The 11,106-nt window shown below is 62.4% G+C and carries 10 protein-coding genes; 7 read left to right on the top strand and 3 right to left on the bottom strand.

Translation table 11 applies throughout. The annotated features are described in order from the left end of the window. Positions 1–42 precede the first annotated feature (42 nt). Positions 43–723 carry a 3'-5' exonuclease gene (locus ACFWEM_RS05165; RefSeq protein WP_317551954.1) on the top strand — a complete coding sequence of 227 codons (681 nt, stop codon included), beginning with the start codon at positions 43–45 and terminating at the stop codon, positions 721–723. Between the two features lie 31 nt (positions 724–754). Here ACFWEM_RS05165 and ACFWEM_RS05160 read toward each other — a convergent pair whose 3' ends face one another. Beyond that, a complete protein-coding gene (locus ACFWEM_RS05160; RefSeq protein WP_378531712.1) occupies positions 755–2,182 on the bottom strand; it encodes an amidase in 1,428 nt (475 codons plus the stop codon). 115 nt (positions 2,183–2,297) lie between these two features. Then, complete coding sequence (locus tag ACFWEM_RS05155; protein WP_378531710.1) at positions 2,298–3,164, bottom strand: response regulator transcription factor; 867 nt, start codon at positions 3,162–3,164, stop codon at positions 2,298–2,300. A gap of 140 nt (positions 3,165–3,304) precedes the next feature. Between ACFWEM_RS05155 and ACFWEM_RS05150 the strand changes: the two genes are divergently transcribed. After that, positions 3,305–4,909: an acyl--CoA ligase family protein gene (locus tag ACFWEM_RS05150; protein ID WP_378531708.1), complete on the top strand. Its 1,605-nt coding sequence runs from the start codon at positions 3,305–3,307 to the stop codon at positions 4,907–4,909. Positions 4,910–4,924: 15 nt separating this feature from the next. Here the strand turns inward: ACFWEM_RS05150 and ACFWEM_RS05145 are convergent, their stop codons facing one another. Next, on the bottom strand, positions 4,925–6,292 hold the full coding sequence (locus ACFWEM_RS05145; RefSeq protein WP_378531706.1) for a cytochrome P450: 1,368 nt from the start codon (positions 6,290–6,292) through the stop codon (positions 4,925–4,927). A 90-nt stretch (positions 6,293–6,382) separates the two neighbouring features. Between ACFWEM_RS05145 and ACFWEM_RS05140 the strand changes: the two genes are divergently transcribed. The 5 genes from ACFWEM_RS05140 to ACFWEM_RS05120 all read left to right on the top strand — a co-directional run bounded on the left by ACFWEM_RS05140 (position 6,383) and on the right by ACFWEM_RS05120 (position 11,101). After that, complete coding sequence (locus ACFWEM_RS05140; RefSeq protein WP_378531704.1) at positions 6,383–7,003, top strand: TetR/AcrR family transcriptional regulator; 621 nt, start codon at positions 6,383–6,385, stop codon at positions 7,001–7,003. Positions 7,004–7,075: 72 nt separating this feature from the next. Next, positions 7,076–7,768, top strand: a complete 693-nt coding sequence (locus ACFWEM_RS05135) for a TetR family transcriptional regulator (RefSeq protein WP_378531702.1) — start codon at positions 7,076–7,078, stop codon at positions 7,766–7,768. A gap of 159 nt (positions 7,769–7,927) precedes the next feature. Then, on the top strand, positions 7,928–9,085 hold the full coding sequence (locus ACFWEM_RS05130; RefSeq protein WP_003939784.1) for an acyl-CoA dehydrogenase: 1,158 nt from the start codon (positions 7,928–7,930) through the stop codon (positions 9,083–9,085). A 92-nt stretch (positions 9,086–9,177) separates the two neighbouring features. Beyond that, positions 9,178–10,026: a 3-hydroxybutyryl-CoA dehydrogenase gene (locus ACFWEM_RS05125; RefSeq protein WP_230815396.1), complete on the top strand. Its 849-nt coding sequence runs from the start codon at positions 9,178–9,180 to the stop codon at positions 10,024–10,026. Between the two features lie 163 nt (positions 10,027–10,189). Next, positions 10,190–11,101 (top strand): oxygenase MpaB family protein, encoded by a 912-nt coding sequence (locus ACFWEM_RS05120; protein WP_378531700.1) that lies wholly within the window; start codon positions 10,190–10,192, stop codon positions 11,099–11,101. Positions 11,102–11,106: the final 5 nt, after the last annotated feature.

Genomic DNA, 11,106 nt, shown 5'->3' with positions numbered 1-11,106 from the left:
CATAGTGATTCGGACATGATGCACCGCACCGAAAGGCCCCCGATGAGTAGCTGGTCCGATCGCCCGATCTGCGCGTTCGACCTCGAAACCACGGGGCGAGATCCGTCGACCGCTCGTATCGTCAGTGCCTGCGTCGCGGTGATCGACGGTTCGAGTGTCGAAACACGCACGTGGCTACTCGATCCCGGCGTCGACATCCCCGCCGGCGCCTCGGCCATTCACGGCATCAGCACCGAGTTCGCGGCGCAACACGGCCAGAATTACTCCGAGGGCTACGAAGAGATCCGTGAGGCCCTGCACAATTCCTGGGCACGCGATCACGCTGTCGTGGCGTTCAACGCCTCCTATGATCTGACGGTCATGCACGCCGAGGGTCTGCGCATCGGCAAGCCCGCCTTCGTTCCGGGGTTGGTCATCGATCCGTACGTGATCGATCGCGCCATGGACACCTTCCGCAAGGGCAAACGAACGCTCGCGGCCGTGTGCGAGCACTACGGGATTTCCCTCGAGTCGGCCCACGAGGCTGAGGCCGATGCCAAGGCAGCGGCAGCGTTGGCTCGCGAGCTGGCCGTGCGGTTCCCCGACATCCTGGGGCTCGATCTCATGGTCGATCAAGCCGATTGGCACGCCGAGCGCCAGCGTGATTTCGCCGAGTACCTACTCAGCCAGGGGAGGGACGTCGCAGATGTGAACGGCCAGTGGCCAATTCGCATCATCGCCTGACGCCCTCCCCTTGCTCGAACAACCGCGCGCGTTAGACCGGGACCGGCGGCCACACCGGCGCAATGGACCACGGACGGGCCGTTTCGAGCTGCGACGCAACCTGGATCAGCAAATCTTCGCGTCCGAACGCACCGACCAACTGAACGCCGATCGGCACACCGGCCGAGTCGTGCCCCATCGGCAAGGAAATCGCCGGCTGACCGGAACTGTTGAACGGACTGGTCAAACCGCTGTATCCGGCCGAGTGTTCCCAGATCGACATGGGATTTGCCGTATCGAGCAGACCGAGCGGAGCTGCCGGCCGAGCCATCGTCGGCGTCAGCAACAGATCGTGATCGACAAAGAACGCACCGATCACCTGGGCTGCCCGCTCGAGTTCCTGCAACGCCGTGACGACGTTCGTCGCACTTTCGGACTTCGCACGGTCGTAGATCATCCGGGCCATCGGCTCGAGGTCGTCGTCCCGGATTGCGCGGTTCAGGACCGCGAGTCGTTCGTCGACCTCGATCGTCATCGGAATACCCATCAACACCGAAAGCCCGGCAGTAAGCGCATCGAGGGGAAAGTTCGGGGCACTCTCGGTGACATCGTGACCGAGTTCTTCGAGCAGGCCGGCAACACTGGTTGTGACGGCCGCACATTCCGGATCAACCGGGGTGCCGTCCGGCAGCGCGTTACGCAGACCAATCCGCAACCGTCCGGGATCCGCGCCCACTTCCTCGACGTACGGCCGCTTCGGCGCCAGAATCACGTAAGGATCGCCAACTGTCGGTCCGGCGGACAGGTCGAGAAGCAGCGCGGTGTCGCGGACACTTCGGGTGAGTGCGTGATGAACACTCATCGGCGACGAGAAGAGCGTGCGCGCCGGCGCCGTCGGAGTGCGTCCACGGCTCGGCTTGAGGCCTACCAAGCCGCATGCCGATGCGGGTATACGGATCGATCCACCACCGTCGCTGGCATGTCCGCCTGGCACGATCCCGACGGCAACAGCTACAGCCGTGCCACCCGAAGATCCGCCGGGCGAACGATCAAGTGCATACGGATTGCGGGTGGGTCCGAACAGCGCAGGTTCGGTACTGGCGTTCTTGCCGAACTCCGGGGTGTTCGTCTTGCCGATGACAACCAGACCAGCCTGACGGTAGCGCTCGACGAGCGTCGAATCTTCCTCTGCCACAGCGTCGGCGAACAATCGAGATCCATTGGTGCTCGGCAATCCTGCGACGTCCATGCCGAGGTCTTTGATCACGAACGGGACGCCGTGCAGTGGACCTTCCGGCAGACCGCCTGATACCTCGTTGCGCGCTTCCTCTCGACGCTCGCTGATCACTGCGTTGACTGCCGGGTTGCGCTCGTCGAGCCTGTCCAGGCTGAACTCGAGGACTTCCTTGGCGGAGACGTCGCCGCTCTTGATTGCTTCGGCCAGGCCGGTCATGTCGTTGTTGTCGAACAAATCCTGCATCGATGCCCTCATCACTCGTGTAGAACTCTGCCGATAGTGAGGTCCGTCATATCAACCGGGGCGGCGACGCAGTTCCGAAATTCCGCTTGGCGGGACCGATCAGAGAATCAAGCCCTCACAGAATCAAACCCTGCCGCCGCGCTTCCACGACCGCTTCATGACGACTGCGGACGTCGAGTTTTCCCATCAGATTCCGCATGTACGTCTTGATCGTTTCGACGCTCAAGGACAACCTCTCGGCGATCTCGGCATTTCGTAGTCCGAGGGCGACGTACCCCATCACCTCCCGCTCGCGTGGTGACAGGACAACGGCGTTCGCGGCTGGAGTGTTCGCGGAGGGAATCGGCGAGGCCAATGCCCGAAGCTTTGCCTCGACGGCGTGGACCTGCGCGCTGAGAGTCGTGTCCTCGAGGTTCGCCGCGATCTCGCCGAGCGCCAGTACGCTCTCGGTCAATCCCTCGGAGATCTGGGCGTCGCGGTTCGAACCATGTTCCACCGCAGCGGTATCGAGCATCGTCACGCGCCGATCCACTTCGTCGCGGATCTCGAATTCGCGGGCCAACGCGTACGACGATCGCATCATCGTCTCGGCGATCACGTCGCCGATCGGCAGGTTGGCACGCAGTCCTCCGTAGATCGCTCCGCGAGTAACCCCGCGTACGACGATCGGGACTGCCATCAAGGATTCGATCGCTTCGGCGCCCACTTCGTAGTCGTAGTCGTGCGTGATGTGCGACGAGTTCGCGTAGTCCTGGACCGCGCCCGGTCGTTGTTCTGCGATCGCCCGGCCACCGAGTCCGCATTCGGCGTCGATTTGCAGGTTTCGCAGGATGTTGCTGCGAGTGCCCACGTGCCCGGTGATGGTGAGCGACCGGTCGCTCACACAACCGCTGAACAGAACCGGCAACTCGGTCCGGGGATGTAGTCGACGCAGCTCGGCGCGCAACGCGTCGTCGTCGCTCGGCCTCAATACCCTGCTCACACGCACCTCCCGGCATCCCACATACCCAATTCAGAGGGTAGCGGCACCTGTGACTGGGCAATAGCGTGCATCCAGACCATTTGTAGTGCCGATCACACTTATCGTGACACCAACCGTGCCACGTCGCCTTCGGAGGAACCTTGTCTGTCCCGACAGCTGTTGCAGCCAACAACACCCCGCTCAGTCCGCTGCGCTTTCTCGAGCGCAGCGCCGCGGTGTTCCCCGATCGCACCGCCGTCGTTCACGGCGACCGGACCTACTCGTACCGCGACTTCGGTGACGAGGTCGCATCGCTGGCCCGCGTCCTGCGTGAACGCATTCAGCCCGGTGACCGCGTTGCATATCTGGCTCCGAACGTTCCCGAGATGCTGTTCGCGCATTTTGCCGTCCCACTCGCCGGCGGAGTCCTGATCGCCCTGAACTCACGCCTCGCTGGTCCCGAACTCGAGTACATTCTCGATCACTCGGGAACCACGATCCTGTTCGTCGACTCCGAATTCGTCGGTTCGGTCACCTCGTCCAAGACAAACGTGGCGAGCCTGCGCGAGATCATCGAGGTCCCGGACTCCACCGTGCCGTACCCGGAAGTGCCCGCCGGAATCGTCACCTGGCAATACGCTGATCTGATTGCCGAAGGCGAAGCTCTCGCCGATCAGCCACTGCACTGGGGCGTCGACGACGAGCAGCAGTGCATCGCCATCAACTACACCTCGGGCACAACCGGAAAGCCCAAGGGGGTCATGTACTCCCACCGCGGGGCGTACCTGAACTCGCTCGGCGAGACCTTCCACAACGGGTTCGACGGATCGACGAAGTATCTGTGGACGCTGCCGATGTTCCACTGCAACGGGTGGTGCACGCCGTGGGCCGTCACTCAGGCAGCGGGCACCCACATCTGCCTGCGTGCGGTCCGCGCCGACGCGATCTGGGACGCCATCGACAATCTGGGCGTGACGCATCTGTGCGGCGCCCCCACCGTCTGCTCGACCATCGCCGATGCCGAGCAGGCCCATAAGGTCGACGCCCTGCGCATCACCACCGCCGGGGCTCCCCCGTCGCCGACGATCATCGGAAAGCTCGAAGACATCGGCGTCACCGTCGTCCACGTGTACGGGCTCACCGAGGTCTACGGGCCGTACACGATCTGCGAGTACCAGGAGGCCTGGGACGACAAGCCTCAGTCCGAGCGTGCCGCACTTCTCTCCCGCCAGGGAGTCGGCATGGTGCAGGCCGAAAATGCTCGCGTTGTCGATGCCGAGATGAACGACGTTCCCGCCGACGGTCAGACGATGGGTGAGATCGTGCTCCGCGGCAACAACGTGATGCTCGGGTACTACCGCGACGAGGCCGCGACTGCCGAAGCGTTTGCCGGTGGCTGGTTCCATTCCGGGGATCTCGGCGTCATGCATCCCGACGGTTACATCCAGCTCAAGGACCGCGCGAAGGACATCATCATCTCGGGCGGCGAGAACATCTCCACCGTCGAGGTGGAGCAGGCGATCATGAGTCACCCCGCCGTGATCGACGTGGCAGTCGTCGGTGTTCCGGACGAGAAGTGGGGCGAGCGGCCGAAAGCATTCGTGGTGCTGGGCAAGGGGTTACAGGCTTCCGCAGAAGACATCGTGGAGCACACCCGCACCTTGCTGGCCGGGTACAAGGTTCCCCGTGACATCGTCTTCCCCCTCGACCTTCCTCGCACCCCGACCGGCAAGGTCCTCAAGTTCGAACTGCGGGCGTCGAAGTAACTCGGACGTAGGGGCTCAGCGCACCGGAGTGGGACGCCGACGCAGATCGACAGGTTGACCGTCGGAGGGGAACGGTAAGGACGTGAAGTCGAGCGGGGCGACGTAATCGGCGTCGACATTCCATTCGAAGCGCAGGAGGAGGTGATGCATGATTGCCTTGATCTCGGCGCCGGCGAAGTGCATTCCGAGACATTTGTGCACTCCACCGCCGAACGGCTCCCACGCGTATCGATGAACCTTGTCTTCGCGTCGGTTCTCGGCGAAGCGCTCGGGATCGAAACGCTCGGGATCAGGCCAGTACTGCGACATGTGGTGTGTGAAATGAGGGGCGACGGCGGCATACGTTCCAGCCGGTACGAAGCGACCCTGCACTTGGGTGTCGCGGACCGCTCGCCGCGCCATGACCGGTACGGGAGAGACGAGTCGGAGGCATTCCTTCATCACCAGATCAAGACTGCTCAGCCCGTCGAGATCTGCATAACTCGGCATCGAGGTCCCCAGAGCAAGTGATTCTGTGCGGCACTTGTCCTGCCACGTTGGGTGCTGACCCAGGTATTGCATCATCGTGGAAAGGGTGATGGTCGAGGTATCGTGAGCGGCCATCAGAAGGAAGATCATATGGTCGATCACTTCGTCGTCGCTGAAGCGTTGTCCCGCTTCGGATTCGATGTGACAGAGCACGGAGAACAGGTCATCGGTTTCGAGACTTCGACGCGCCGGCAGGTAACGACGAAAGAAGTCTTCCAGGACCCGGCGGCCGTCGAGCCCTCGCTTCCATCGCGTCCCCGGCACGGGGTAGCGAACCAGAGAGGTTGCTGCCTGGACACAATCGACGAAAGCCTTCTTCACCGAGGATATTTCGCTCTCGGTGCTTCCTTCCGCGCCGCCCATGAAAATGTCGGTGGCGAGATCGAGGGTCAACGTCTTCAGTGCCGTATAGGCACGGAATCCGTCAGCGGGAGACCATGCGTCGAGCGCCGAGTCGATTGCCGGGTTGAGAACGTCGACAGACTTCTCGAGTCGTGATCGAGTGAACGCCTGCTGCATGATTCGACGGTGTCGTAAGTGTTCTTCGGAATCGAGCAGCATCAGCCCACCGTGAAAGAAGGGGCCGATCAGCACCGACCAGCCGTCGCTGTTGACGAAAGCCCGATCTTTGTTCTGCAGGACCTCCTGACATGCGTCAGGTCCGAGTACAGCGATCCATCGCCGACCGACCATGGAGAACCAGGACACCTCGCCGAATCGATCCCAGTTCTCCTGCATGAGAGCGAGTGGATCGCGAATGTATGCCAGCGCGTGCCCGACCAGGGGCAGCCCGGAACGACCCGAAATCGGGTGCAACGGTGAGTTCATCGGGGGTCGAGCCAGGATCTTGGGCACTGTGACCTCTACTCTCGCTCAATCTGACAGTGTCTCCTGTCAGATTGACAGTAGTCTGCGTCACACTCATGCATCTGTCAATATCGACCTATGACTCCCCCTACGCCGCGTCGATATGCCGGCCTGAGCAGCGACCAGCGCTCAGCGCTGCGGCGCGAGAGCTTGATGGAGGCAGGGATGGAACTCTTCGCGGCCTCAGGCAATCGCGGCGCCACGATGACCGCTATCTGCGCACAGGCCAAGTTGACGGAACGCTATTTTTACGAAAGTTTCTCCAGCAGAGACGAATTGCTGGAAAAGATCCTGGACGGGATTGCCGACGAAGTCCGCGACGCAGGCCTGGCTGCACTACGAGCGAGCGACGGGACCCTCGAGCAACGCGTGCGAGATGCCATCGCGTCGTTTGTCACCATCCTCACCGAGGATCCCCGTAAAGGCCGTGTAGCAATGATCGAATCCGCTGCATACGAACCCCTGCGTACACACCGACGCGCAGTACTGCACGGCTTCGCCCAGATGGTCGCGGACGAAGCCACGCAAATGTACGGCGACCGAGCTTGGCCACCACGTCAAGGTCAGATCAACGGACTGCTCTTTGTAGGCGGCCTCGCCGAGTTGGTCACCGCATGGTTGAACGAGGAGATCGCTATCTCCCCCGAGGAGATCGTCGAGGCGGCAACCTACCAATTCACATCCACCGCACACCGTTGATACAGAACTGCCCGGCACCTCGATCCTGCCCGTCACACCGGGATCGTGCTCACAGGCGCAATACTTGTCCCCATGAGTGAACGCGCAGACTTGCCCGGAACTGACCCCGCACAGTTTCGGGTGCACGTCGCGTCTCAAGCGATCCGGTTGTTCTCGGAGAACGGGTACGAAGCCACCACAGTCGAGCAGATCGCCGCTGCCGCCGGTGTGTCGCGTCGGACGTTCTTCCGGCAGTTCCGCTCCAAGGAAGACGTGATCTTCGCCGATCACGAGTCCCTCCTCGAACACGTCGCCGAGTTCCTCGCGTCCGATTCCGCCGATCCCTGGGCGTCCGTGTGCGAGGCCGCGGGACTGGTCTTCGACTTCTTCCGCCGGAACCGAGACCTGTCGATGCGGCGATACCGCGTCGTACAGCATGTCCCGGCCCTCCGCGACCGCGAGCTGGTCACCGGATTCCGCTACGAGCGCCTCTTCGTCGATTACCTCCGCAGCGCTGTTCCCCGCGAGCCCGTCCTCGAGGTTGTCGGTTTTGCCGCAGCTGTCACCGCGTGCCACAACTACCTCTTGCGGAGCATGATCAAGGGCGACGAGGACGCCACAGCCGAAGCGCTGAGTCAGGCGCTTCTCGACGTTCGGCGGACGTACGGCGTGGCCCCCGGATCCAAGACCAGCACGCCAGAATCGAAGTCTGTGCTGGTAGTAGCGTTCGCCCCGGGCACTTCCCCCGAGGAGATCAGCAGAAAGATCCACGAACAACTCGGGTGACACTCCTCGTGCACCGAAACTTCACACGCCCATCCCTTGACCTGGCACTCAGTGCCGTGTTTGACTGGACTCATAAGCACCGGTCTGTCCGCGAATCTCGCTGGTAACGCCGGAGCCGCACCGACCGCCTTCAAGCCACCTTCACCAAGGAGCGTTCCCATGGCAGGAAACCCGGATTTCAATCTCTTCGCGCTGAACGAAGAGCACGACGAACTGCGGGCTGCTATCCGCGGACTCTCCGAGAAGGAAATCGCGCCGTACGCCAAGGACGTCGACGAGAACGCACGGTTCCCCGAGGAAGCTCTCACCGCCCTCAACGCGTCGGGCTTCAACGCCATCCACGTCCCCGAGGCTTACGACGGCCAGGGCGCCGATTCCGTCGCCACGTGCATCGTCATCGAGGAAGTTGCTCGCGTCTGTGGCTCCTCCTCGCTGATCCCCGCCGTGAACAAGCTCGGCACCATGGGCCTGATCCTCAAGGGTTCCGAAGAGCTCAAATCCAAGGTGCTCCCGGACCTCGTCAACGGCGGAATGGCGTCGTACGCACTGTCCGAGCGTGAAGCCGGATCCGACGCTGCCTCGATGCGTACCCGCGCCAAGGCTGACGGCGACGACTGGATCCTCAACGGCTCCAAGTGCTGGATCACCAACGGCGGCAAGTCCACCTGGTACACCGTCATGGCTGTCACCGATCCCGACAAGGGTGCCAACGGCATCTCCTCCTTCATGGTCCACAAGGACGACGAGGGCTTTGTCGTCGGACCGAAGGAAAAGAAGCTCGGCATCAAGGGCTCCCCCACCGCCGAGCTGTACTTCGAGAACTGCCGCATCCCCGGCGACCGCATCATCGGCGAACCGGGCACCGGCTTCAAGACGGCTCTCGAGACCCTCGACCACACGCGCCCCACCATCGGCGCACAGGCCGTCGGCCTGGCCCAGGGTGCACTCGACGCAGCCCTGGCATACACCAAGGACCGCAAGCAGTTCGGCAAGTCCATCAGCGACTTCCAGGCTGTTCAGTTCATGCTCGCCGACATGGCGATGAAGGTCGAAGCCGCACGTCTGATGGTCTACACCTCCGCTGCTCGCGCCGAGCGTGGCGAGAAGAACCTCGGCTTCATCTCCGCTGCCGCCAAGTGCTTCGCTTCGGACGTTGCCATGGAGGTCACCACCGACGCCGTGCAGCTGTTCGGTGGCGCCGGCTACACCACCGACTTCCCTGTCGAGCGCATGATGCGCGACGCCAAGATCACGCAGATCTACGAAGGCACGAACCAGATCCAGCGCGTCGTGATGTCGCGTGCGCTGCTGAAGTAGGGCCTCCGGCCCTGTGCGCGGTTAGGCAGTCCATAGACTCCTTAACCGCGCACGGGGGCTTGCCCCCTGTCTGAAGAATCTTGAGGAGAATCGTGGAACTCGTAGGCGTAATCGGCGGCGGCACCATGGGTGCCGGCATTGCCGAAGTTTGTGCAAAAGCCGGTAGCTCGGTACTGGTGCTCGAAACCAAAGAAGAATTCGCGGCCGCCGCTCGCGAGCGGATCGCCAAGTCGATCAACCGTGGCGTAGCCAAGGGCAAGATCACCCAGGAAGATGCCGACGCCGCCATCGCACGCGTTCGCGTCACCCTGGACATCGAAGAGTTCGCCGATCGCGATCTGGTGATCGAAGCGGCTCCGGAGATCGAAGCTCTCAAGTACGAGATCTTCGGCAAGCTCGACAAGATCGTCAAGCCTGCAGGCATTCTGGCGACCAACACCTCGTCGATCCCCGTCATCAAGATCGCCAAGGCCACCTCGCGCCCCGGCCAGGTCGTCGGCGTTCACTTCTTCAACCCCGTGCCGGTCATGCCGCTCGTGGAGATCGTGGTCAGCCTCACAACGTCCGAAGAGACCGTCCTCGCCGTCACCGACTACGCAAAGAACACCCTGCGTAAGAAGACGGTTCGCGCGGGCGACCGTTCGGGCTTCATCGTCAACGCCCTGCTCATCCCGTACCTGTGCCAGGCCGTCCGGATGCTCGAATCCGGTTACGCCACAGCAGAAGACATCGACGAGGCAATGAAGGGTGGCTGCGGCTACCCCATGGGTCCGCTGACGCTCCTCGACACCGTCGGTCTCGACATCGCTCTCGCAGCAGCAGAGTCGCTGTACGCGGAATTCGCAGAACCGCACTACGCTCCGCCGGCACTGCTTCGCCGCATGGTCGACGCCGGTCGCCTCGGCAAGAAGACCGGTCGCGGCTTCTACGAATACGCCTGAGTCCGACCGCTTCACTCTTCCGGCCCCTCACCTGTCGCAGGTGAGGGGCCGGAGTTGTTTCGGGCATATCTTGCCGAATCCATTGACAAATTCGCGCGGCGCAGCAAAAGTCATCATGTGACAACATCCGTTGTCACATGAGCGCAGGCGGAGGGTCAACCAGATGAGCAGCGATCCGGACACCGACATTCGTCGACCCAAGCCCGGGGAACTACCGAAGCCCGAGGCGCGACCAGAGCCCCGGGAACTACGAGCCGATCCGATCGGCCCCGGCTCCCTGACGTGGACACACTTCGGCGACGTTCGCGGTCTGCTGTATCTCGGACGCGCAGGCACGCTGCAGAACATGCACCCCGCGGTAAGTGGAGCGCTGCAAGATCATTCGAACTTCTTCGACAATCCGCTCGACCGCCTGTTCCGCTCACTTCCTCCCATCTACGGGGTCGTGTACGACCGGACCGAAGAGGGCACAGGCACGCTCGTTCGCAACTTCCACACCGATCTCAAAGGAACAGACGAAACCGGCGGGCGCTACCACGCCCTCGCTCCTGACACTTTCTGGTGGACTCACGTCACGTTCTTCGAGGTGATACTCGATTTCAACGAACGATTTGCATACAAGAAGTTCACACCGGAGCAGAAGGACCAGCTTGTCCGTGAGGCCGTAACCTGGTGGCGTTGTTACGGTCTCACCGATCGACCCGCTTTCGACGATTACGCGAGTTTTCGCGCGTACTGGGAAGACATGCTCGACAACCGGTTGATCAACACTCACACCACGAAGTGGTCGACGCGCATCTCCGAGCACAACATCGCACCGGCGCCGAAGGTGCCGACGTGGTTGTGGAAACTCTCCTCGCGCCCCACGATGGCCGTGGCGAACTGGATCGGCAAGGCACTGATGCCGGAGAAGGCGCGCGAAACCCTCGGATGGGAATGGACGCCGCGCGACGAACGAATGTACTTCTGGTTCGCCCGCTTCCTGACACTGACCGATCGGTTCTGGCATCTACTTCCCCTACGTCTGCAGTACGCACCGCGCGCATACTCGGGTATCCGCGCACAGGGTCTTTGAGCCTG

Source organism: Rhodococcus sp. NPDC060176, from assembly GCF_042728675.1.
Classification (GTDB): domain Bacteria; phylum Actinomycetota; class Actinomycetes; order Mycobacteriales; family Mycobacteriaceae; genus Rhodococcus_F.
Note: the sequence above shows the minus strand (reverse complement) of the source record. Positions and strands in the feature narration are given on the sequence as shown.

Bases quoted from the DNA above. Each gene is read 5' to 3' on its own strand.
- ACFWEM_RS05165 (WP_317551954.1), top strand. From the start codon at position 43: ATGAGTAGCTGGTCCGATCGCCCGATCTGCGCGTTCGACCTCGAAACC.
- ACFWEM_RS05160 (WP_378531712.1), bottom strand. From the start codon at position 2,182: ATGCAGGATTTGTTCGACAACAACGACATGACCGGCCTGGCCGAAGCA.
- ACFWEM_RS05140 (WP_378531704.1), top strand. From the start codon at position 6,383: ATGACTCCCCCTACGCCGCGTCGATATGCCGGCCTGAGCAGCGACCAG.
- ACFWEM_RS05135 (WP_378531702.1), top strand. From the start codon at position 7,076: ATGAGTGAACGCGCAGACTTGCCCGGAACTGACCCCGCACAGTTTCGG.
- ACFWEM_RS05130 (WP_003939784.1), top strand. From the start codon at position 7,928: ATGGCAGGAAACCCGGATTTCAATCTCTTCGCGCTGAACGAAGAGCAC.
- ACFWEM_RS05120 (WP_378531700.1), top strand. From the start codon at position 10,190: ATGAGCAGCGATCCGGACACCGACATTCGTCGACCCAAGCCCGGGGAA.